At 31.6% G+C, this 23597-nt stretch carries 24 protein-coding genes and 1 tRNA gene; 9 read left to right on the forward strand and 16 right to left on the reverse strand.

Features of this window, described 5'->3' with window-relative positions; all coding sequences use genetic code 11:
• Positions 1–59 precede the first annotated feature (59 nt).
• The 3 genes from ACZ0AH_RS11800 to ACZ0AH_RS11810 all read right to left on the reverse strand — a co-directional run bounded on the left by ACZ0AH_RS11800 (position 60) and on the right by ACZ0AH_RS11810 (position 5270).
• Positions 60–1463 (reverse strand): type III PLP-dependent enzyme domain-containing protein, encoded by a 1404-nt coding sequence (locus ACZ0AH_RS11800; RefSeq protein WP_463475993.1) that lies wholly within the window; start codon positions 1461–1463, stop codon positions 60–62.
• Between the two features lie 304 nt (positions 1464–1767).
• Entirely contained in the window at positions 1768–2835 is a 1068-nt protein-coding gene (gene aroB, locus ACZ0AH_RS11805; protein ID WP_463475994.1) for a 3-dehydroquinate synthase, read from the reverse strand.
• Positions 2836–2960: 125 nt separating this feature from the next.
• A complete protein-coding gene (locus tag ACZ0AH_RS11810) occupies positions 2961–5270 on the reverse strand; it encodes an O-antigen ligase family protein (protein WP_463475995.1) in 2310 nt (769 codons plus the stop codon).
• Between the two features lie 156 nt (positions 5271–5426).
• Here ACZ0AH_RS11810 and ACZ0AH_RS11815 point away from each other — a divergent pair, with 156 nt between their 5' ends.
• A complete protein-coding gene (locus ACZ0AH_RS11815; RefSeq protein WP_463475996.1) occupies positions 5427–6596 on the forward strand; it encodes a proline dehydrogenase family protein in 1170 nt (389 codons plus the stop codon).
• An 85-nt stretch (positions 6597–6681) separates the two neighbouring features.
• On the opposite strand, the gene ACZ0AH_RS11820 is transcribed toward ACZ0AH_RS11815, so the two are convergent.
• Complete coding sequence (locus ACZ0AH_RS11820) at positions 6682–8472, reverse strand: ABC transporter ATP-binding protein (RefSeq protein WP_463475997.1); 1791 nt, start codon at positions 8470–8472, stop codon at positions 6682–6684.
• 264 nt (positions 8473–8736) lie between these two features.
• Between ACZ0AH_RS11820 and ACZ0AH_RS11825 the strand changes: the two genes are divergently transcribed.
• Positions 8737–8811: transfer RNA gene (locus ACZ0AH_RS11825), tRNA-Val, on the forward strand.
• A gap of 118 nt (positions 8812–8929) precedes the next feature.
• Positions 8930–9670, forward strand: coding sequence for a DUF6882 domain-containing protein (locus ACZ0AH_RS11830; protein WP_463475998.1), 741 nt, complete (start codon positions 8930–8932; stop codon positions 9668–9670).
• A 293-nt stretch (positions 9671–9963) separates the two neighbouring features.
• Here ACZ0AH_RS11830 and ACZ0AH_RS11835 read toward each other — a convergent pair whose 3' ends face one another.
• Entirely contained in the window at positions 9964–10479 is a 516-nt protein-coding gene (locus ACZ0AH_RS11835; RefSeq protein WP_463475999.1) for a GNAT family N-acetyltransferase, read from the reverse strand.
• A 250-nt stretch (positions 10480–10729) separates the two neighbouring features.
• Between ACZ0AH_RS11835 and ACZ0AH_RS11840 the strand changes: the two genes are divergently transcribed.
• Positions 10730–11581 (forward strand): outer membrane protein assembly factor BamB family protein, encoded by an 852-nt coding sequence (locus tag ACZ0AH_RS11840; RefSeq protein ID WP_463476000.1) that lies wholly within the window; start codon positions 10730–10732, stop codon positions 11579–11581.
• 144 nt (positions 11582–11725) lie between these two features.
• Positions 11726–11890 (forward strand): hypothetical protein, encoded by a 165-nt coding sequence (locus ACZ0AH_RS11845; RefSeq protein ID WP_463476001.1) that lies wholly within the window; start codon positions 11726–11728, stop codon positions 11888–11890.
• A gap of 71 nt (positions 11891–11961) precedes the next feature.
• Here the strand turns inward: ACZ0AH_RS11845 and ACZ0AH_RS11850 are convergent, their stop codons facing one another.
• Positions 11962–12333, reverse strand: coding sequence for a DUF4738 domain-containing protein (locus tag ACZ0AH_RS11850; protein ID WP_463476002.1), 372 nt, complete (start codon positions 12331–12333; stop codon positions 11962–11964).
• Positions 12320–12751 carry a hypothetical protein gene (locus ACZ0AH_RS11855; RefSeq protein WP_463476003.1) on the reverse strand — a complete coding sequence of 144 codons (432 nt, stop codon included), beginning with the start codon at positions 12749–12751 and terminating at the stop codon, positions 12320–12322. The genes ACZ0AH_RS11850 and ACZ0AH_RS11855 overlap by 14 nt, the downstream gene beginning before the upstream one ends.
• A gap of 207 nt (positions 12752–12958) precedes the next feature.
• Here ACZ0AH_RS11855 and ACZ0AH_RS11860 point away from each other — a divergent pair, with 207 nt between their 5' ends.
• Positions 12959–13600 carry a DUF4760 domain-containing protein gene (locus tag ACZ0AH_RS11860; protein WP_463476004.1) on the forward strand — a complete coding sequence of 214 codons (642 nt, stop codon included), beginning with the start codon at positions 12959–12961 and terminating at the stop codon, positions 13598–13600.
• 13 nt (positions 13601–13613) lie between these two features.
• Here the strand turns inward: ACZ0AH_RS11860 and ACZ0AH_RS11865 are convergent, their stop codons facing one another.
• A complete protein-coding gene (locus ACZ0AH_RS11865) occupies positions 13614–13865 on the reverse strand; it encodes an FUSC family protein (protein ID WP_463476005.1) in 252 nt (83 codons plus the stop codon).
• Between the two features lie 132 nt (positions 13866–13997).
• Here ACZ0AH_RS11865 and ACZ0AH_RS11870 point away from each other — a divergent pair, with 132 nt between their 5' ends.
• The gene (locus tag ACZ0AH_RS11870) at positions 13998–14099 is read left to right on the forward strand and encodes a winged helix-turn-helix transcriptional regulator (protein ID WP_463476006.1); all 102 of its coding nucleotides are present in this window, start codon (positions 13998–14000) and stop codon (positions 14097–14099) included.
• 202 nt (positions 14100–14301) lie between these two features.
• Complete coding sequence (locus tag ACZ0AH_RS11875; protein ID WP_463476007.1) at positions 14302–15108, forward strand: DUF2490 domain-containing protein; 807 nt, start codon at positions 14302–14304, stop codon at positions 15106–15108.
• Positions 15109–15113: 5 nt separating this feature from the next.
• On the opposite strand, the gene ACZ0AH_RS11880 is transcribed toward ACZ0AH_RS11875, so the two are convergent.
• The 7 genes from ACZ0AH_RS11880 to ACZ0AH_RS11910 all read right to left on the reverse strand — a co-directional run bounded on the left by ACZ0AH_RS11880 (position 15114) and on the right by ACZ0AH_RS11910 (position 21347).
• Positions 15114–16688 (reverse strand): Na+/H+ antiporter, encoded by a 1575-nt coding sequence (locus ACZ0AH_RS11880; protein WP_463476008.1) that lies wholly within the window; start codon positions 16686–16688, stop codon positions 15114–15116.
• 131 nt (positions 16689–16819) lie between these two features.
• Positions 16820–17224, reverse strand: coding sequence for a VOC family protein (locus ACZ0AH_RS11885; RefSeq protein ID WP_463476009.1), 405 nt, complete (start codon positions 17222–17224; stop codon positions 16820–16822).
• Positions 17225–17373: 149 nt separating this feature from the next.
• Positions 17374–19158, reverse strand: coding sequence for a S41 family peptidase (locus ACZ0AH_RS11890; protein WP_463476010.1), 1785 nt, complete (start codon positions 19156–19158; stop codon positions 17374–17376).
• 98 nt (positions 19159–19256) lie between these two features.
• The gene (locus ACZ0AH_RS11895) at positions 19257–19637 is read right to left on the reverse strand and encodes a DoxX family protein (RefSeq protein ID WP_463476011.1); all 381 of its coding nucleotides are present in this window, start codon (positions 19635–19637) and stop codon (positions 19257–19259) included.
• 15 nt (positions 19638–19652) lie between these two features.
• Entirely contained in the window at positions 19653–20120 is a 468-nt protein-coding gene (locus ACZ0AH_RS11900) for an SRPBCC domain-containing protein (protein ID WP_463476012.1), read from the reverse strand.
• Positions 20121–20125: 5 nt separating this feature from the next.
• Positions 20126–20449, reverse strand: coding sequence for an ArsR/SmtB family transcription factor (locus tag ACZ0AH_RS11905; RefSeq protein WP_463476013.1), 324 nt, complete (start codon positions 20447–20449; stop codon positions 20126–20128).
• 166 nt (positions 20450–20615) lie between these two features.
• The gene (locus ACZ0AH_RS11910) at positions 20616–21347 is read right to left on the reverse strand and encodes a S24 family peptidase (protein ID WP_463476014.1); all 732 of its coding nucleotides are present in this window, start codon (positions 21345–21347) and stop codon (positions 20616–20618) included.
• A gap of 86 nt (positions 21348–21433) precedes the next feature.
• Between ACZ0AH_RS11910 and ACZ0AH_RS11915 the strand changes: the two genes are divergently transcribed.
• Positions 21434–21628 carry a hypothetical protein gene (locus ACZ0AH_RS11915; protein ID WP_463476015.1) on the forward strand — a complete coding sequence of 65 codons (195 nt, stop codon included), beginning with the start codon at positions 21434–21436 and terminating at the stop codon, positions 21626–21628.
• Between the two features lie 176 nt (positions 21629–21804).
• Here ACZ0AH_RS11915 and ACZ0AH_RS11920 read toward each other — a convergent pair whose 3' ends face one another.
• Positions 21805–23391 carry an ABC-F family ATP-binding cassette domain-containing protein gene (locus ACZ0AH_RS11920; protein ID WP_463476016.1) on the reverse strand — a complete coding sequence of 529 codons (1587 nt, stop codon included), beginning with the start codon at positions 23389–23391 and terminating at the stop codon, positions 21805–21807.
• Between the last annotated feature and the right edge of the window lie 206 nt (positions 23392–23597).

The following is a 23597-nucleotide window of genomic DNA, read 5'->3' on the forward strand; positions in this document are numbered from 1 at the left end:
AGATGATACTGCAAATTAATAATTTTACTGATATTAACATTTAATTTGCAGGTTTTTTTTTATACTTTTTTTGTGTATCCTAAAATTTTCAATACATCGTCAGAAGTTTGCTGCTCTGAAAAAACTTCAGTTGCTAAAATTCCGTTTTCGTCACGATCAATTAAAATATGTTTAGGTTGCGGAATCAAACAGTGGTGTAAACCTCCGTATCCTCCAATAGTTTCCTGATATGCACCTGTATTAAAGAAACCAATGTACAATGGCTTTTCTTTGTTGTATTTAGGTAAATAAATGGCGTTCATATTTTGTTCTGAATTGTAATAATCGTCACTATCGCAAGTCAGTCCTCCTAATAAAACCCGCTCGTAAGTATCATTCCAGCGGTTGACCGCCAACATGATAAAACGCTTATTTATCGCCCAAGTATCCGGCAAAGTGGTAATGAATGATGAATCAATCATGTTCCATTTTTCTCTATCATTTTGTTGTTTTTGATACAAAATCTGATAGATAGCGCCACCGCTTTCTCCTACAGTAAATGATCCAAATTCAGTAAAAATATTTGGTACATCCACTTCAGCTTCATCACATGCAATTTTAATCTGATTGATGATTTCATCAATCATATATTGATAATCATATTCAAAAGCAAGAGAGTTCTTAATCGGGAAACCACCTCCAATGTTCAGTCCATCAAGGGTAGGGCATTCCTTTTTAAGTGCAATGTATACTTTAATACATTTTACTAACTCATTCCAGTAATATGCAGTATCGTTTATCCCGGTATTGATAAAAAAGTGAAGCATTTTAAGCTCTAACTTATCATTTTCCTGAATTTGTTTTTTATAGAATGCAACTATGTTTTTGTATCCAATACCTAATCTCGAGGTATAAAACTCAAATTTAGGTTCTTCTTCCGCCGCAATACGAATTCCTATTTTAAATTTTCCTTTAATGTCAGCCTGAAGCAAATCAAGCTCCTCATAATTGTCAATGATCGGAATTGTATTTTTGTGTCCGTTATTGATTAATCTCGCAATATTGCTAATGTATTCGTCTCTTTTGAAACCATTGCATATTACATAGGTACTTTTATTAATCTTACCATTTTCAAGCAAATTCTCAACAATATTAACATCAAAAGCCGATGATGTTTCTATGTGAATGTTATTCTTGAAAGCTTCATTCATAATGTATTCAAAATGAGAGCTTTTTGTGCAATAACAATAGTAATATTTTGCTTCGTATTTGTTTTTTTCCATTGATTTTCTGAACCAGGACTTTGCCTTATTGATATTTTCAGAAATCTGTGGTAAATAGGTAAATTTTAATGGCGTACCATATTGTTCAACCAATTTCATCAAATCGATATTGTGAAATTGTAAGTTGTCTTTGTTTAATTTAAACTCCTCTTGTGGGAAATAATATGTTTGATTAATTAGATCAGAATATTTTGTATTCATTTATTTGTCAATATTTTAAGTAGTTATTATTTAAATTTAGTAAAAAAAAAGTTGCTAAATCTAAAATTCAAACCCTAATATTGGCAAATACAATTTCCAGTTTTTCATGTTCTGCCTTTGAACACAAAAAAACATCAAAACAAAACGGGCTTTTACTATTATAAAAACGATTCAACATTCTAAGTAAAGAACTGTTGAGTCGGTTTCTATAAGAACTAAAGTGTCTTTGTTTTTTGTTTGTTTTCATTGTGGCAAATGTAAAAAATAATATATACCTAAAGCAATGCTTTTTATTAAAAAAAGTTTAAGATTTATAATCCTGAAACGCGTCTAGAATCAATTTATTTTCAACGGATTGGTTAATTTTTATTTTTCCGATGCCTTCAATTAACGCAAATTGAATCAAACCATACTCATTTTTTTTGTCGTGAATAAGCAATTCCAGGATCGGATTGATGTCGTTTTCTCCAATCTCTACATAATCATAAATGCCTTTAATTGCGGTTTTAATTTCAGCATATTCTGCCGCAGTAATTAAATTTTTATGCAACGAAATATAACTTTCCAAAATCATCCCAATAGCAATTGCTTCTCCGTGCAATAAAGTAGTCTTAGTTTCACTTTCCAAAAAGTAACTTTCTATGGCGTGACCCAAAGTATGCCCGAAATTTAAGGCTTTACGAATATTTTTTTCTGTTGGGTCCTGAATTACGATATCATTTTTGATTTCAACAGAACGATAAATTAATGCGTCAAAATCTGCATAATCAATTGATTTTAGGTCTAAAAACTGTTTCCAGTACGCGATATCATATATTAAACCGTGTTTTAGCATTTCTGCAAGACCGGAACGCATTTCACTTTGTGGTAAAGTTTCAAGATATTGCGTATCAATCAAAACCATTTGCGGAACGTTAATAACGCCAATTTGGTTTTTAAGATTTCCTAAGTCAACGCCCGTTTTTCCTCCAACAGAAGCATCAACCATAGACAATAAAGTAGTGGGAATATTAATGAAATCTACGCCTCTTTTAAAAGTAGAAGCAACAAATCCGCCTAAATCAGTTACAACACCGCCGCCAAGATTAATTACAAGTGATTTTCTGTCTGCGCCAAGTTCTGTTAAAACTTTCCAGATTTCAATACACGTATCTATATTTTTATTCGCTTCTCCAGCTTCAAATTCAATAATTTCTATTGTAAGTTCTGTTTCAAGTAAAGGCAAAAATTTAGGCAGGCAATATTCATTTGTTTGATTATCAACTATAATAAACAAATTAGAATATTTATTTTCTTTTAAATGTGCATTTAAGGCTTCGTATGCATTTTGGTTGAAATGAACGAGATAATTATTGGCTTGAATAGATTGCATAGCTTTTTGGTTAATTGAAACCGCAAAATAAGGCATTTTTAGCTAAATAATATTCAAAATTTGCCTATAATTTGTTGAAAAAATTAAAGTAAATGAATGGCTAACTTAAATTTGTAATGTATTTTTTACCTGCAATATTTTTCCAGCACTTGTTGCGCTCCCGGATAATTTTTTTCTTTTGAAAAATTTAAATATTTACAGACATTTTCTTTATCGTTCCTTTTCATATAACACAAACTGATAAAAAATTCTGTTTTGCCATTGTTTAAACCCGGAGATTTTAAAGCATTTTTAAAATATTTAATAGCTTCCGGAAATTGACCTGAATGATAATAATAGAACCCAATATTCTGCATTACATATATATTTTCAGGATCGATTTTTAATGCTTTCTGGTAGGTTTCTAATGCTTTTTTAGTATTTGATTTGTCTATAAAATTCTGACCTTCAATAATATAATTAGTAATCAAAAAAGTGCTTTTCAGTTTTAAAAGTGTACTGTCTTTTGGGAAATCTTTTAAACCTATATCTATAAACTGAACTAATTTTTTACGGCCAAAACCTGCATTTTGCAATTCAGTTGCCGCTGTCGTCCAGGCTTGAGGATCTTTTCGATATTGTGAAACTATTGCATGTTCTTTAAAAATTTCGGTTGTATCTTTTTTAAATGCTGCCAAATGTGTTGAAGCCTGATAGATATCTAAATTTCTTGGTCGCAAATAAAATGCTTTTTTAATATAAACATAAGCGCTGTCAAGATTTCCTTTTTCTTTTGAAATTAAATATTTATAAAAATCGATTCGGCCAAAATAAGGATTGATTTTACTGGCGTAAGAAAAGGATTTGAGTGCTTTATCGTAATTTTTTTCTCTGATATAATAAATACCTGCATATTCATAGAATGATTCAGAAGAACTCAAAACATTTGGATATTTCGGCATTCTGTTCATTATTTCATCACCTGTTAAAATGCCGCTTTTGTTGGCATTAATATTATCGGCAACAATTAAATATTCTAAACGGGAAGCTTTATTAATCAAGAAGGCCGAATAAGTTGTTATAATAGCCAAAACTATTAAAATTGGATATAATTTGGTTTTATTTTGGATATTATTTTCTACTTCTAATTTTGAATCATTTACCAGTGTTAACGCCAATAATAAAGCAAAAAATAATTGCATTGTTGGCCTGTACATTGGGAAATTAAAGAACGAATCAATTCCATAAACTATTAAAAGCAACAAACTGAGGCATGCAATCGTCTTTATATGTATATCTGTGGATTTTAATATCGTTTTTAAATTAATGAAAAGTATTAAAATGAATAGTGAAAAATAAATCAAACCGTTTATAATTCCGGTTTCTGCAAGTATTTCAAGAAAATCATTATGTGCGTGCAGAGAAGCATTAGAATCGTTTGCCGTTAATCGTTCGTAAGGAATAGATTCTATTTGATAATTTCCCAATCCAATTCCTAAAACAGGATTTTTACTGCTTATTTTTAAGATATTATTCCAAAAAATAAACCTGGCTTTTGATGAAGTATCGTCGGTATTAATTTGTACGATTCGGTTTTCTATTGAAACATATCTTGAAGTATTTTTAGATTTCTCGAAAATTGTATTCGAAAATAAAGCTGCAATCAGTACCGGAATTATTAGAAATAAAATCTTTATAAAAGTCGATCTGTAAAACGAATGTTCTTTTAGCAGATAAACAATATAAACCAGAAAGATCAGAAACAAATTGAGCAGCGCTGTTCTGGCTCCGGTTAGAAAGATAACGGATGTTACTGAAAACAGTGCAAAAAGCAAGAACCACCTTTTATAGTTGTTAAAATGCGTAATGCCAAGCAATAAAAACGGAACTTTGATAGTAAGACTTGCTGCGAGGATATTTATATTTCCTGTATTGCCTTTCATATCGCTCAATAACTGTATTATAGAGGCATTTTTTGGTATAATTAAAAAGCTGGATAATTGCTGAAAGGATTGCAAAAAAGCACTAATACAAACGATAAAAACAATTTGATAAAGCAAATAAAGCTTGCCCTTTAGCAGAATAGAAAGATTTATAAACAGGCAAAATACAATAATGAGTTCTGTAAATTTGGTTAAAACCAAAGATGTGTTTTTTGCTGTTATATAAGATAATGCGCAAATGAAGAGAAAAAGCAGGTATATTTTTAAAATATTACTTCTTTTTAAAACCTGAATTGCATTTACAGCGATCAATTTTCTGTTAAAATAAAAATAAACTCCGGCTAATAAATTCAAAAACGATACATATAAAAACTGGGGATTTATAATCTCCATACTTTTAAAGTAAGGAAAAAAATCAATTGCCAAAAGTGAAATTATAAAGGTCAAAACCACAAAATTTGGTATTCCGTTCTTTCCTTTAGTTTCCTTTATTATGCGATCAATATCGTTCATTACATTCTATTTTCTGCAAAAATATGTTTTTATATGTAAAAACTTACTTTTTTATTTATAATTAATAGAATTGATATTAAGGAAACCTAAAAACATGGCACATTTAACTAAATAATATTCAAAACTCTCTCTATATTTGCACAAAAAATAAATTAAATGGAAAAAATATTCGATAACACTCAAGTTGCATTTTCGTTAAAAAGTGATACGGAACTTGACAGAGCTTATTTTCTTTTTAAAATGATCGACAGCCAACCCTTGGTGAGGATAGGAACTGCTGTTACCAATTTTGCTATCAAAGCAAATCTTCCTGTTGAAGGATTAATTCGTGCAACTGTTTTTGACCATTTTTGCGGTGGTGTAAACGAAGATGATTGCATTACAGTAGTAGACAAAATGTTCACCAAAGGCGTTTCATCTGTTTTAGATTATTCAGTTGAAGGAAAAGAAGAAGAGGAGCAATTTGATGCTGCTTTAGAAATGACTTTAAAAACCATTGAATTTGCTAAAGAACGTTTGGCGATTCCGTTTGCAGTTTTTAAACCTACAGGTTTTGGTCGTTTTGAATTGTATGAAAAATTAGGCGAAAAACAAACGTTAACTCCTGCAGAACAAGCAGAGTGGGACAGGGTAGTAGCCCGTTTTGACCATGTTTGTGGTGAAGCGCACAAAAAAGATGTTGCATTATTAATTGATGGTGAAGAAAGCTGGATGCAAGATGCTGCTGATGATCTTGTTACAAATATGATGCGCAAATACAATAAAGAAAAAGCGATCGTTTTTAATACGTTACAAATGTACCGTTGGGACCGTTTGGATTATTTGAAAAAATTGCATGAAGTTGCCAGAAACGAAGGCTTTTTTATTGGAATGAAATTGGTTCGTGGCGCTTACATGGAAAAAGAAAACAAAAGAGCGGAAGAGAAAAATTATGTTTCGCCAATTTGTGTTTCTAAAGAAGCTACTGATGTAAATTATGATGCTGCTGTACATTATATGTTAGAGCATTTAGATATAATGTCAATTTTTGCGGGAACTCACAACGAATTGAGTTCTTATAAATTGATGGAAATGATGCAGGAAAAAGGAATTGCAAAAAATGATAATAAAATCTGGTTCGGACAATTATACGGAATGAGCGATAATATTAGCTATAATTTAGCCGAAAACGGTTATAATGTTGCTAAATATCTTCCGTTTGGTCCGGTTAAAGATGTTATGCCATACCTTATTCGTCGTGCCGAAGAAAATACTTCGGTTGCCGGACAAACAAGCCGCGAATTATCAATGATAAAAGCAGAACGTAAACGTAGAAAAGGGAAATAATTTTCTAGATTTTACATTTTACAAAAAAATCCATTTGCAAAGCAAATGGATTTTTTTATTGGAATTTAAAAAATTGAAAATTTAATTAAGAATTACTAAACTGAAGATTACTTAAGTTTTTATAAATTCCGTTTTCAAGATTTATTAATTCCTGATGCGTTCCTTCTTCTGTGATTATTCCGTTATCGAGAACTAAGATTTTGTCTGCGTTTCTAATAGTAGAAAGACGGTGCGCGATGATAATGCTTGTTCTTCCTTCCATTAAAACTTCTAAAGCTTCCTGAACCAGTTTTTCACTTTCGCTGTCTAATGATGATGTTGCTTCGTCCAGAATCAAAATACTTGGATTTTTAAGCAAAGCTCTTGCAATTGCAATACGCTGGCGTTGTCCTCCTGACAATTTTACGCCTCGTTCTCCTACCAAAGTTTCGAATTTTTCAGGAAAACCTTCTACAAAATTCAATGCATTGGCTTGTTTTGCAGCCAGCATAATTTCTTCGTCAGTTGCGTCTGGTTTTCCGTAAGCGATATTTTCTTTGATTGTTCCGCCAAATAAAATTACATCTTGCGGAACAATACTCATGTTTCCACGAAGATTTTCCAGATCATAATCGTAAATGTTTTTTCCGTCAACCAGAATTTCTCCTGAAGTGATATCATAAAAACGCAATAATAAAGAGGAAATAGTTGATTTTCCGGCTCCACTTGGACCTACGATTGCAATCTTCTGACCAAATTCAGCCGTAAAATTTACATCTTTTAATACCTGAATTTCTTTACGCGAAGGGTAACTAAAAGCGACATTCTTAAAACTAACATTCCCTTTGATTTTTTGTAACGGAACAGCATTTTTAACCGCTTTAATATCTTCCGGAGTTTCCTCTAATAATTCAAATACACGTTCTGTTGCTCCAACCGCTTTCTGAATTTGCGCATACATTTCTGCAATTCCGCCAAAAGAAGCACCAATAAAAGTTGTATAAAGTACGAATGAAATCAAATCACCAACACCTTCAACTTCACCTTTAATAGTCAGTGTAATTCCGTACCAAACCACGGCAACAACACAGCCAAAAAGACACAGAATGATAAAAGAAGCAAAATATCCTCGATATTGACCGCCTTTGATGGCTATTTTTACGATCTCTTTAATTTTATTTTTATAACGTTCTACTTCATACCATTCGTTGGCAAAAGCTTTTACGTTGCTGATTCCTTGCAATGTTTCTTCAACAATTACCTGGCTTTCTGCTACTTTATCTTGTGTTTTCTTTCCGTATTTACGAATAAATCTTCCAAAAATCACTGCTGCAACCGCTACAATTGGCACAATTGCCAACATCATTAGAGTTAATTTCGGGCTAATGCTTCCCAAAATAATAAAACCTCCAATGATTAGAATAAATTGTCTTAAAAACTCTGCAATTGTAGTTGTAAAAGTGTCTTGCAATTGCGAAATATCAGCGCTTATACGGCTATTTAATTCACCAACACGTTTTTGAGAATAGAAAGACATTGGCAGTTTTACCAGATTTTCATACAAAGCAAAACGAATATTTGATAATGAATTTTCGGTAAAATTGACAAAAAGAGAAATTCTGAAAAAAGAGAAAATGGCTTGTAATACCAATATTCCTAAAAGAGCAATTGCAATTTCATTTGCTCTGCTCAGGTCTTTATTAGTAACACAATCAACCAACATTCCCATTAATTTAGGAAAGGCGAGGGCAGTAGCACTGGTTAGGAGTAAAAAAATTAAGCCCAGAAAAAATTTCCATTTATGATTTTTACCATATTTAAAAATTCGAAGTGCTTTTTGAAGTGAATTAGAGTCTAATTTAGCCTTAGGTAAATCATTTTCTTGGAATCTTGCCATTTGAGTATACAATTAAGATATGCAAATATAGGACTATAGCAAGTGAACACAAAAGAATATTATAAAATCCGTTTTCAGATTTCATTTTTTAACTAAATGTAAACAAATCGTAATTTTTATTTACTTTTTAAAAAGCTGAAAAATAGATTAGTAAACAAAAAAGCTGAAAAATATTTCATTTTATTTTGAAAAACACTTGCAAATACAAATTCTAGCTGTATATTTGCACTCGCAATCACACAATGATAGCAACCTAGTAAAATAGGGCGATTAGCTCAGCTGGTTCAGAGCACCTCGTTTACACCGAGGGGGTCGGGGGTTCGAACCCCTCATCGCCCACAGAATTTAAAAACTCCAAAGTCATTAGATTTTGGAGTTTTTTTTGTTCTAAAAATTTATATATTAGACATCATATAAGGAGGCATAATAACTTAAACCAATATAAAATTATATCAATATGACATATGTAGATTTCTTGACAAATTGTTTTGACGAATTAGAAAAACTGCAGGATAATTTAAATAAGTCTTATGATATTAATTCTTATACAAGTTGGGATTATGATCAACCAAGCGGAATCATAACTCTTTCTAAACAAGATAAAATTATTAATTTTAGATATTATCAAGTTGGTACTTATTCAACAGAATTAAAAACTTGGAAATGGTCTTGGGACAATAAAAATACATCAAAAAATGTAGCCGTTGATGGTGAAAAAATTATAGATTTTGGAATTGCAAATAAGTATGAGAATTTAATTAACGGAGAATTTACTTCGTATGAAGAAATAGGATGGGAATTGTCGTCTATTTGTTGTAATTTAATTGGAGGTATTGGTGTTTACAGACCTGTTATTGGGCATTTAAAAATTCACATTGTATTAACAGAATTGATTGACAATGATTTAGCTGAAAGAGAAAAGACTAAATATGTGGATTGTGAAAATCATGATAGAAGAAGACGAGCGTTTGTATGTCAGCATTTAAAAGAAGGAAGCAAAAATGGATTTGAAGAATCTTTTGAAACATCTGAAGACATGGAATTTGAGTACGAAGATGACGATTTTGTAGCTTGGTGTAATGAATGTGAAAAAGTGAGAGTTGAAGAAGATAGTTTAGCAGGGAAATGCTGGGAACAAGGCAAATTTAAAATTGTTTGTGAAAAATGTTACTTCAAAATTAAAGAAACCAATATCTAATGAAAAATGATATTCTGATTTTATTAATATTCTTACAACTTTTGATAACTCACGGGCAAAATAAAATAGAAATAAATTTATTATCTGAGACAATTTGGTAAGGAAATGGATTTTACTTTTAGAGTTTTTCTCATAATAATGTATCATACAATTTCAAACCAGTTTTTTACCAAATGAGAAATTTCTGATAAATTTTCGTTTAGATCACGTTTTTTTGTTGTAATCATCTATTTTTTATTCAAAGTTTATCAAATACTTCTTCGTCAGTTCCTAATATTCGGGCTTTGCCAGCTTTAAATTGTCAATCTAAACAAAATAAGATTTGAGTTATTTTCGATTATATTATCCAATTTCGTAAAATTTAATTTTTGAAGAAGTTTAATGGAACTTAGATTATCTTTATGTGTTTGTGCATCTATCGTTTTTATGCCATGGGTTTTAATGGCGTATTCTAAAACCTTCTTCACAGCTTCGATCATAATTCCCTGACCCTGATATGGAGTAAGAAGTTCATATCCTATTTCACATTTCTTTAAATCGCCTAAAAAGTCGAATAAACAAATTGTACCCATTAATTTATCTTCGCCAGTTTTTGTAATTGCCCAATAAAAAAGGTCATCATTTTTATTTTCAATTAAACTGATGATGAAATTTAAGGCGTCTTCTAATGTTTGGCTTGGTTTCCGGTCAAGAAATTTATTTATTTCTGTGTCCGAGCGCAATTGCAATATTTCTTCGGAATCTTTTTTTGAAAGTTTCCGAAGTGTAAGCCTTTCGGTAATCAATATTGGGAAAGTCTGTAAATTCATGTTCATTTTTTTAAGACGGTTTAAGCAATAATTGACTTTTCTTCAATCGAATATAAGAAAATATCTTTACTACAATTTATTAAGTCTCTCTTTTCTGCTTATTCTTTATTTTAAGGTCAAATCCACAATTTACAGACCTTATAACTTCTCAAATGCTGTAATAATTTTTTACTACATTTGGCATAGGTATTCTTTCTTGGCAAGTTTATTGCTGAAAAAGAAATCGAATTATCAACCCCAAATTTTAAAAATGAAAAAAAATCTAATAACTCTTTTATTTGTATTTATTGTTATAAATATCTTTGGGCAAGCGCCAACTACTTCAAAACCTGATGATATAATCACTAATAAAGTGATAAAGTCAGTTACAAAAGTTCCGTTAGACGACACATCAATCCTAATTTATGATTACGATGGTTCGCTTATCTCTTTTGATTTAGAAGCTGAACGCATTAATTGGACAGTAAAAGCTACAAATCCTTATACTGAAATGTGCGCCAATAAAATAACGCTAGTTGATGGAGTTATATACATTCCGTTTATTAACGGTGAAATTTTCGCACTTGATAATCAGGATGGTACTGTTTTTTGGAAATCAAGAATCGGTAATATCACAGATCAAATTGTATTAAAAGATCAGATTCCAACCATAAATAACGGAAAACTATTTATAACTGCTCAAAATGGCTATCTCTATGCTCTTGATATAAAAAATGGCAGCATGTTATGGAATTACAAGTTAGATGCTACAAATAATGATATTCCCGTTTTATTTTTCGATAACAAAGTTTTCACTCAAAGTGGTACTAATTTCTATAGTTTTGAAGCAAATACAGGAAAACTTATTTACAAAAAAAGTTTCGAAACCGCTATACATGGAAAACCTGTAACCGATGGAGAAAATGTGTTTATAGCAAATGAAAAAAATGAACTTTTTGCTTTAAGTCCTAATAAGCCAGATATTTTATGGCAATTTAAATTTGATGAAAATCAGTCTAATATCAAGGAACGCATCGTGTGCAAAGACAAAAAAATATATTTTGCAGCACAAGGCCCGGAAGTTTCTTCTATATATGCGGTTGATTCAAAAACAGGAACTTAGCTATGGAAAACTGATTTTAAAGCTGACAATGTTGAATATATTACGGAGCAGGATGATAATATTTGGGGATATACGCATAAAGCAAAACTTTTTCAAATTGACATCACTAATGGTGAAATAGCAGTCGAAACGAAATTGACAACCATGCCAATTTCAAATTTTGAATTTCCGGTTGATGATTCGTTGTTTTATTATTCGGATGCTGCTTTAATTCAATTTGATTTAAAAACAAAAGACGAAAACGAAGTTTATCTGCGAACTTCTATTAAGGACGATGTTTATAACGCCTATCTAAAAATAATTCGATAAAAAAAACTGTCTCAATATTGAGACTTTTTTTTTGACATTTCTGCTTGTTTTATCAGAAGGAAATTTTGTATTTATTCTTCACTTACTTTTGGGATACTAAATTCTAATGATTTGGTTTTTAAATTAAAATAATGATTAAAATCAACAGCATTGTCTGTTTCCGGTTCTGTAATTACACCCCAAAATTCAATTCCGTTTTCGTCAATCTTCTTAAACCAATAATTATGAAAAATTGCGATGTCTAAAAAATCTTTTCCCAGCGATTTTAGAAATTGTTCTTTTCTAAATATAGTATCGAGTAATATGTTTTCATTTTGTTTGATCTTCAATACAATCTCAGCGTTTCTATATTTTTCTGTAAATTTCTTTTCGGAACCCGACGATTTATGTAAAACATAACTATCGAGATCCTTTCGAATAATAGATATTTTAATGTTTTTCACGTCCCTCAAACGCTTCGGGAAAATTTTCATTTAAATAATCTGAAAGCTTTTCAAAATCTTTCGAATTCCTTTTCGACAAACCAATTTTAACTTTCCCATCTAACTTTAAAACTATTTCTCTTCGTGTTTTATTTCCAAATACTTCATATTGATTTTCACTCCAGCCAGAAACGGCTTTTAAACAATATTGCTTTGATTTCGTGAATGTTTGGCGTACCGTTAAAACATTATCAATAAATGTGTAATAATTGATTCTATTTATGTTTAAAATAGATATTAATAAAAGTGTCATTGCAATTACAATGGAAGCTGCTATTTCCCACAACTCTTTTTGTCTTTCTATTTGTACAAAAACTAAAAAGCCTAAAAGAAGCGTGTATACAATAATCAATATTTTATTTTGTGTAGTTTGCTTCATTAATAATTATCGCTGGTTTGTGTATAAATGACTCAAATACATATATTTTACTTGTTGGACAACTTTAGTCTATATTTGATTTTAAAGCTAATATAAGAAATAACTTTATGTAGGCTAATTTGTAATTTCAGGTAAATCTATTTTCATGTTTAAATTACAAGTGTTTTTCATTTGCATATTTCTGACAAAGTCTGTAAATTTATGTTTATGAGAAAATTAATTATTTTCATAACCCTTTCAATAGTGGCTATTATTGCCCTTATTACTTACATTGCTATTAGTTTTGGATTCTCCAAAGATAATACGATGGCTCTTATAGGCTATTTTTCTATTTTCTCCTCGGCCTTTTTGGTGTATTTTTCTTTAGATATTAACTTAAAATACAATAAGCGCAAATCGGCTATGGATTTTCTTCATGATCGTGTTAAAAACGAAATGCTGCCTGTCTATAATGAATTAAAAGGTATAATTCAGAAAGATTTTTTTGTTGAATCATCGGGTAAATCTTTTCAGGAATATCTTGAACAGGAACATGATGCTGACAAAAAAAGCAAAGCAATAGAATTGGCTGATCAAATGCTGGCTTTTTATGAGCGCATGGCTTTAGGAATATTCAAAGAAGTATATGATAAGGATATATGTTTTGATGCTAATGCCTTTGAAATGATACATTTTTATGATTGGACAAAAACGTATCTCGAAACACTTCAGCAAAATTATGATAAAAGAAGTTTTATCAATTTTAGTCACCTGGCCGAAAAATGGCGTGACCGATATGAAAAGCAAAGAAAAAACATCGAAAAGAAAAATAGCGCTGAAGACGAAACGGTCGCAAACAAAAAGATATAATCCAATTTTTAGTTTATTTCAAATTTCGCTCTTTTAAAAGATTTTCTAACTCCTTATTCTTGTATTTTGAATTATTATTCAGTTTATAGGCGAGAACCAAAGGGATTAATGTGAGAAATCCTAAAGTATTTTTGATAACGCTATAGAAAACAATTCCGATAAGAAACCCAATTAAGAATGCATTAATTATAGCAGTAGATTTCATTTTTTTTGCTTCTTGCAACAATTCCTGGTCTGTTAATTCTGAAAGTATTTTTTGGCTCATTTTTATTATCTTTTATTAGTTGCATTGTTTCTATAAATCTAAAATAAAAATTACTCCTGCTAATATAAAACAATATTTGATTGAAGTCAACAAACTCATCAAGCGAACGGTTCTGGAAACCAGCCTATAACCGTGCAATATGAACTTACGGAACACGGAAAAACATTGAAAACTATAATTAAAAATCTGACAGATTGGGGAATCGAACATCGAAAAAAGATTATTGAGAAATAAGTTTATAGGTAATAAACCCGACAGGTTTTTTAAAATCTGCCGGGTTTGCTGTTTAAATTCGTTAGCAATTTCTGCAAAGCAAACTATTCTGCTAAATTATTCTTTTGGTTTCATTTTATAATATGAAACGACTTTGGCTTCCGGAAAATGTATCGCTGTTTTATTATGAATTAAATTTAAAATAATTTATAAACTAAAAGAGATGAGCATCTTTAAAAACGGTTTTATTTTGTTATTCGTTATTATAATCACGCAAGTTTCTACGGCACAATTATCTCCTCCTTACACCATTGGATTTATTCCGGCTTCGATAGAAGAAGGTGATGTTGCTTTTCCTATATATGAAAAATGGAATTTAAGCGGTCAGGCCGATGTGCAATTGGTAACTCAGGGAAGTTATGATACTAAAAATCCTTTCGAATATACACAGCGTGTTGTTGTAAGACCGTGGCTTATTTATTCTGGTTTTAAAGACATAAAATTATGGCTGGGATATGCGCACAACCAAAAGTATGCAGTAGAAGAAATGGGCAATTATGAAACTCTCGAACAGAGATTAATTATAATGGGAACATTTTCGCAGAATATGCCAAAAGGAAATATTTTTGAACAAGTTCGTTTTGAAACTAAATTTTTTGATGACAGAAACGGCATTCATCGCACAATTCCGAGAATTAGAATGCGGTTTGGCGTTAATCATTTTCTCCCGCAGCGCAGCACCAAACCTTTATTCTTAGCACCAAATATTGGTTATTATACAGAACTTATGCTCAAGTTTGCTTCTAAAGATTATGCGAAGCAAAACTTTGATATTTTTAGGTTATCAGTCTATTATACAGCCGGAATTACACCCAATCTTCATTTTTTGACGGGCATTATCGGACAAATGCAATTGCGAACAAACGGAACTCAATTTGATGTTTATTACGGGCCAATGGTTTCTCTTAAATATAGTATTAAACCTAAAGAACGAGAAACTTTTGATAGTGTCGACGGTGGAGCTGATTGATGTTTCTAAAAATGAATCACTTTCTCTTCTTCAATATCCAGATAATACATTTGTTTCCTGATGATTGATTCATCTAATGAACGGTCTTCTTTATTTTTATTAATCAGCCATTCTCGCTGTTTATTTAATAAATCAAGATAAATAGTTTTGAGTTCCGCTGCAATAGATTCATCATCGATTCCTTTGCTGTGTTGCTCCATTTTTTGAATTAATTGCTGCAGCGACGTATTATTTTCTATCTGATCGCTATAATGAGTTTTTAGATAATCAATCCCATATTCAGACAAATCTTTTCGCAAATTATTATAAACTTCATCGCGGGGCAAAGGATCATAAATGTCTGTAAGTTTAATTTTTCTAATAAAATAGGGAAGGGTCAACCCCTGAATTAATAACGTCAAAAGAATCACGATAAAGGTGATAAACAAAATCAGGTTTCGCTGCGGAAATCCATTTCCGTTATTCAAATAAACAGGAATCGATAAGGCGGCTGCTAAAGATACAACACCGCGCATTCCGGTCCAGCCTAATATAAAAGGCGTTTTATATCCCGGATGTCTTCTGTCAGCAACCGTAATAAAATTACGCGCAATCAGGGTAACAACTACAGCGCCATAAGCAGATAATATTCGGCTTACGATTAAAACAGCCGTAATTAAAACGCCATAACCAATTGCTGTAGCGATACTAACTTCTTCAAGTCCGGAAGTAATTTGTGGCAAATCCAATCCGATCAGCATAAAAACCAATCCGTTTAAGATAAAACACAGACTTTCCCAGACATTTATTCCCTGCAAGCGAGATTTACTGCTTAAAAAACGATGTCGGTTATTCGATAAAAGCAAACCACCGCAAACTACAGCGAGAACACCAGAACTATGAACTTCTTCGGCAGCGAGATAGATGATATAAGGCGTAAGAAGCGACAAAACAATATCGACATTAGCATTTGTGGGCAAATATTTGTGTGCTTTCATAAAAAGCCAGCCGATAAGCAAACCAATTCCAACACCGCCAAAAATCATCCAGCTAAAACTTAAAGCCGCTTTGTAGAATATAAATTGTTCTGTTGCAACGGCAATCATCGCAAATCTGAAAATAATTAAGGAAGACGCGTCATTCAGCAGACTTTCACCTTCAAGAATAGATGAAATGGTTTTAGGAACTTTGACAAATTTTAAAATTGCGCCCGCACTTACAGCATCAGGAGGAGAAATAATACCGCCTAATACAAAACCCAATGCCAATGAAAATCCCGGAATAAAATAATTAGCAACCAAAGCTACCGAAAGTGCCGAGAGAAAAACCACTATAAAAGCAAAACTGGTAATAATACGTCGCCAGCGCCACATTTCTTTCCAGGAAACGGTCCAGGCGGCTTCATACAATAATGGCGGAAGAAAGATAAAGAATATAAGATCTGGCTTTATGTGTATTATTGGAACTTTAGGAATAAAACTGATCGCTAATCCTGCCAATACCAATAATACAGGATACGCCACTTTTATTTTGTTGGCCAGCATAATCAATAATAAAATTACGATTATCAGACCTAAGTAAAACGGGAAATTTTCAAGCATTTTTTATAGTTTAAAATGGAAATCTTATTATAATTTTTAGCTCAAAATACGATTTGATGAGCCAATTTTATGGCATCAAAAATTCTTCTTTTACCAGATGTATTATTTTTTATTCTTTCTTGGATTTTATATTAAGCCGGTTCCCAAAGTTCTATTTTATTGCCTTCAGCATCCATAATATGAACAAATTTCCCGTAATCGTAAGCGACAATTTCGTCCAGTACAGTAACGCCGTTTTCTTTGAGTTTTGCAATAAGCCCTTCAATATTCTGAACGCGGTAATTGATCATAAACTCTTTTTTTGATGGAGAAAAATAAGCATCGTCTTTTTTGAAAGGGCTCCATTGTGTCGATTCTACGGTGTCTGGATTGTCGAGGTTTCTCGATTCGAAAGTTGCTCCCCAATCGTTGGTATCAAGTCCTAAATTTTTAGCGTACCATTCTTTTGTTTCCTTCGGATTTTCGGTAAAAAAGAAAATACCGCCAATACCTGTTACTTTTGGTTCTGTGTCTGCCTGATTTTTTGAATCTTCCATAATTGCTTGTTTTTTTGGCTCGTTTTAATTCTTTTAAAAATAAAATATTTTATGGTTAATTATCCTTTTTTGTTACTAATATAAAACAAATTTCAGGACAAATAATAAATAAAATTTAGAAAATTATGGATTGTAAGTTCATTAATCAATTAGTAAATAATCCCTTTAACATACTCCATTTCAGTATCAAATCCTTTTAGATATTCATCAATCGTTCCTTCGATAATAACATCAGGAATTACGCCATGACCAAAAGAAATTCCAAAATTTTTATCTTCGATTACGAACTTGCATAACGGAATCCTACCTGCAATTTTTGAATTAGGAAGTGTGAATTTCAGGAAACTTCCGCTTGAATTTCCGTAATATCCGCCGCCGGTTTCTTCTCCTATAAATTTTGCATTCGTATAATTTTTGGCCAACGCAGCAAATTCAGAACCACCGGAAAAAGTTAAACCGCTAATCAGGATAAAAATTTCACCTTTAAAATTATTTGGATTCGGTTTTTCGCCAAAATAATGACCGTCACGATTCAGGAACCTTCCGTCTGTCGCCTGATAAAAATCTTCTTTTAGTTCTTTTATCAATACGTCTTTTTGATCTTTATAATCTGTATATTCCAGAAACGAATAGGTAAACGCCGGAATTTCTACATATTTATATTTTTTATAATCCTGATGTATTAAATAGGACAATAAAATATCTTCCATACCTTGTTCGCCGCCTTCATTTCTTCGGATATCAATAATTAAATTTTTGATTTTCTGATCTGAAATTGCTTTGAAATTTTTCTCCAGAAACTCCTGAAATCCTTTTCTTTTATCTTTATATCCGCTTAAACTAAACGTATTAACCGTTAAAGTTGCCGTACTTGTATTGGCATCAATGGCAAAAGTTGCAGATTCTTTATAATCGTAATTAGGGATTGATGCCGCAACCGTGCTGTATAATTTATTAAATTCCTTAGAAGTTAATGTAGCAACATCATACACCACTTTTTGATTGCTCACCGGATCAAGTAATTCTAACGAAATTGTTTTTGCCGGTGCATAATAACGAGCATAATATTTAGAAAATGCTTTCTCGACCCAACGGTATTTACTAGTCATATTAAAACCATCAGAAGGTTCGATACTCAAAAAATGATTTAAAATGTCATCAATATTTTCTCCATTAATTTTAGAAATCTGCAAACCTTTTGTTTTATAATTTTCTAAATCATTGATGAGATATACTTTTTTGTCCAGTATTTTTACGCAAAAAGGCAGGTAAGTGCCATTTTGTTTCAGATAAACGCTTGTTTCATCTGAAATTTTGATATTGCTATGGCCTTCTTTTGTAAAAGCAGCAATTGGTGCCAGGATTCTGTAAAATTCCAAGGCATTCATATTGTCTTTTATTTTGCTTTTTTGGAGTTTGCAAATGCTGTCAAATTGTTTTCTTGAATTGTACCAAAGCCCAATTCTGGTTTCGTAATATGAATTTTGCAAAATATCAAAATCCTGAACAAGTGCTGCGTACGGTATTTTTTTAAGTATTTTGGGAATTTCTTCTACAATAATAGAATATTTTCCTTCCTGCGAATTTGTTTTTTCATCGAGTGGTTTCACAATTAACGAAAACACATCTGAATCATCAGGCGAAAAAATGATTTTTTCCGGGCCAGCCATTCCGTTAGGCGAATCAACTTCCTGGATAACTTTTCCGGTTTTATCTTTCAAAGTCACAATCAAATCTATTCCTTGCTGATTTGCGATAATAGAATAATAAGTGTCTTTTTTTAGATCAAAATTAAAGGTTTGCTCTTCGGTTCTCTTTATTCTTAAATTTTCTGTTAGTGAATTTAATTTCAAAAGAATTGCTTTTTGCTGCGCTGATAATGAAGCACTGACAAATAAAAACAAAATGCAGATTAAAAGGCTTTTTCGTATCATTTGGGAAATAATTTAGAAACAAACCTACAAAATCATTTACTATAAAACTCCATTATTTCTAACGGAGTTTTATAGCATATTCTAAAGTATATTATTTATCAATTTGCAGAAATCGTTTTGCGGTCAGCAGGTCTGAAATACCACGAAATCACAGTTAAAACGATTAATAATAAAGGTCCAAAAAGTTCTTTTGCAGCATCTCCAATAGCCAAATGAGAAAATACCGCGCCTGACATGGCGAAGAAAAAACCCGCATAAGCCCATTCTTTTAATAAAGCAAACTTTGGAATAAGTATCGCGATAACGCCAAGCAATTTCCACACGCCTAATAAAGTTAAAAAATAAAGCGGATATCCCAAACGGACCATCATATCTGTTTCATCTTTCATTTTAATTAACTGGACAATTCCGGTAGACACCATTCCTAAAGAAAGCCAAAGTGTCGCAACCCAATAGATGATTTTATTTCGCTTAGTCATAATTATAAAATTTAGTTATTTTAATTTAGTTACAATATCTTCAAGTCTGTTATGCGCCATATTTATGCCTTGGGCAAAAGGCAATTTCAGCATTTGATCTCTAAGTTCAGTCGATTTATAAACGATGTGCATATTAAGTTTGCTCGTTTGATCTGTTACTTTTTCAAATTCTAAAAATTCAAGCTGAACCGGAAAAGGGGAGTTTTCCATTTCAAAGGTTCTTGTAATTCTCTCATTCATTACAAAATCATGAATCACGCCATTAGCCTGAAAAACAACGTTTCCTTTTGGATCAGAAGTTTCAAATTGCCAGCCGCCGTGTTTTTTATTTTCGAGTTTCAGCACTTTTGTTCCCATCCATTGTTCTACAATTTCAGGTTCTGTATATGCTTTAAAAAGCAATTCTAATGGCAAATCAAATTCCCTTGTAATTACCAGTTCCTGTTTGCCGTTTTCGGCTTTAATTTTGGTTTTTTGTTCCATGATTTCTACTCTTTTGGTTTGTAGTTTTTCATTATACTTTCTAATTTATTAAACCTTTCGTCCCACATTTTACGAAATGGTTCTATAAAATTGTCTATTTCCTTTATTTTTTCAGGATTTAAATGATAATGAATTTCTCGTCCTGTCTGGGTTTGATGCAGTAATTCGCATTCACTTAAAATCTGAATGTGTTTTGAAATAGTTTGCCGCGATGAGCTAAAATTTTCGGCTATAGCGCCGGGCGTCATAGCTTGTATGGCAACTAAACTTAAAATTGCCCTGCGGGTAGGGTCGGCAATTGCCTGAAATACATCTCTACGAATTTCCATTGTGCAGTTATTTGACTGCAAATATAATGCAGTTATTTGACTGCGCAATTATTTTTAACTTATTTTTTCCGAAATTTATATTTCAGGTCAAAAAAAGCAGTAAAATCGAGGGTTTAGAATAGGAGGAAACTCTTCTTTAAAATATGAATTTTATCTGAATGACGCATTAATACATCGAATTTATTCGGATACTGGCTTTAATTAAGGCCAAACCTTTAATAGAATCTATATGAAAATCCTTTGGCTCATGATTTTTATTTTCTGATACCAATTGTATAAAATCGTCTCCTTTTTCAGATTTCTGAATTCGTCTTACCATTACAAATTCTTCATCATTGTTAATAAGCAATAAAACCAGGTACATTTCGCCCCAATGAATATTTTCAATAGTATGCGTTATTTTTTTATAAATAATAATATCGCCGGATTTTAGAAGCGGATACATATTATCGCTGCTTACATAAATAGCGCCATCACATTTTGGTAAGTTCGGAATGATAATATAATCTATTGGATTTTCAGTATTTTCATCTTTAAATAATGCAATTAGAGAATCTGCTGCTTTTATGTCATAAAGAGGAACATATTGAATGACTTCATTTGGTTTTAATTTTGATATTTCTGATCGGGGTTCAGTTAAAATATTTATCGCATTTGGATCTGAATTTTCTGAATATGGAACAGGAATTATCATATTTTCTTTTCCGGTTAGAAGCCAAACGGGATTGAGATCTAAACAATTGTTTATGATTTTATTCAGGATGTCTTCTCCAAGATTGCCATTTCGTTTTAATTGAGTTCCTAAATAACCATTAGACAAGCCATTAAACCTTTCGAAACGGGCTGGTTTAATTTCTTTATAATCAAGGTATTGGTAAAATCTTACAATTGCTTTCATAAAATTATAGGAAATTGTTTACTAATTTTGTTATTTGTTAAACTATTGTTTATATATTTGTTCTTTTAATAGGAACAGCTAAAGCAATGGACAAAGAAACGAAAAAGAAAAATATTTACAACACAGAAATCCTTAATCGTATCAAAGAAAAATACGGTTTATCAAAAAGATTCATCACAATGAGCCTTTCCGGAGATCGAAAAAGTGAAATGACAGAGACGGTTAAAAAGGATTATAAAAAAATGGAATTTGCCATACGCTCGCTTTTAAAAACAATGTGAATCTATATTATCCGTGAGTAATATTGAAAAAAAAACACCAAAAGCATAACAAGGGATTATGATTTATATTGATTAGTAATTTAGTTTACCTTGTTATTTTAATTTAGATGATTTTTAATCACTAAATCAAAAACCTCCGAAATCGTTGATTTTGGAGGTTATTTTTTTTAATAATCTTATAACAAAATGCTTTTCCCGATATTTATTTGTTCCAGAAACCATTCGTCATGCGAAACTACAAGCAATGTTCCCTGATATTCATTGATGGCTGAGGTCAGGATTTCAATGTTTTGGATGTCTAAATTATTCGTAGGTTCGTCTAGAATAATAATATCCGGAGATTCGTTACTAATAGTCAGGCAACAAAGCATTAAACGCATTTTTTCGCCGCCGCTTAAAGCCTCACAAGATTTATCCCAATCATTTCTCGAGAACAAAAACCTGTTCAGTCTCATTTTTATTTCGTGTTCTTCTAATCCCGATGCATTAAAATATTGCGCTTGTTCATAAACTTTAAACTCATTATTTATAAGCGAATAATCCTGGTCGATATAAATTGATTTTTGTTCTGATCTGTAAACAGTTCCCGTTTTTGGTTCTAATTTTCCAAGAATTATTTTGATCAGAGTTGTTTTTCCGGATCCGTTTAAACCTTTTAATACAATTCGCTGGCCGCTTAAAACCTCCACATTTAAGTTTTCCTTCCAAAGTCGTTTTTCCTTATAACTGTAATTAATTTCTTCTGACTTAAAAAGTATTTTCCCCTTGTGTAAAACAGCATTATCAAAGCCAAATTTCATTTGATCTATATTCGGAATAACCGATCGTAACTCGTGTAATTCCTGCGAAATGCCATCAATTTTCTCTGCATGAATGCCTTTGAGTTTCGATGTGCTGTTTTCGGCATTATTGCGCAAAGTATTAATCATTATCCGCGCAACACCTGATTTTTCCTGTTTCTTTTTGCCGCGAGAATCTAATTTGTTTTGTCTTTCTAATGTTTCACGCTCTTTTTCTTTGGCTTTTCGCAATGCTTTTTCTTTGTTTTGCAAATCCTGATGCAGCGCATTATTTTCTATCTCTTTTTGTTCAGTGTAGAAATCGTAATTTCCGCCATAAATAGAAATTCCGCGTTTATTCATCTCATAAACAATATTTAAAAGATTCAGCAGTTTTCTGTCGTGGCTTACAACAATCAAAGTAGATGTGGTCGATTCAATAAAATTATAAAGCAATTGTCTCGACGAAACATCCAGGTGATTGCTGGGTTCGTCTAACAAAATCAATTCCGGTTCATGGATTAAAATACCGGCGAGAAAAACTTTCGTTTTTTGCCCGCCGCTTAAAGATTCCATTTTTTGAGACAAATCTAAACCCTGTAATTGCCAATATTTTAAAGCATTATTACAGCGTTCTTCAATTGTCCAGTCGTCATTTAATGCATTTAGGAAATCCTCGGTCACATTGCCGTTTAAAATCTCTTTAAATGCATGTAGTTTTTCATCAACCCGCAATGCTTCAGCAATCGTAAGATGATTAAATTGCCCAAAGATCTGTGGAATATAATAAGGCTCTGAACTAACTTTTAATTCTCCGTTTGAAGCTTCAGGTTTACCGGAAATAATTTTTAACAAAGTTGATTTTCCAATGCCATTATTGCCAATTAAGGCTATTTTTTCGTGATTATTAACCGTAAAGCTAATGTTGTCAAATAACAAATCCTTGTTATTGTGTTTATATGAAACGTTTTGTAGAATAAGCATAATTTCTTTCTATAAAGATGAATAAATAGAGTAGCCGCGATTGCAGTTTACCCTCTAAATTGTCTGAAAGAAATTATTTTTCACATAAAATTGTTTGCTTTTTTAAGTGCTGCAAATATACAATTTAATCTCAATTCGTCAAAAACACTTTATTTTTCAAATAAAAAACCACTCTTTTTAAGGATCAAAAAGAGTGGTTTTTAATA

Source organism: Flavobacterium sp. AC105, from assembly GCF_979258495.1.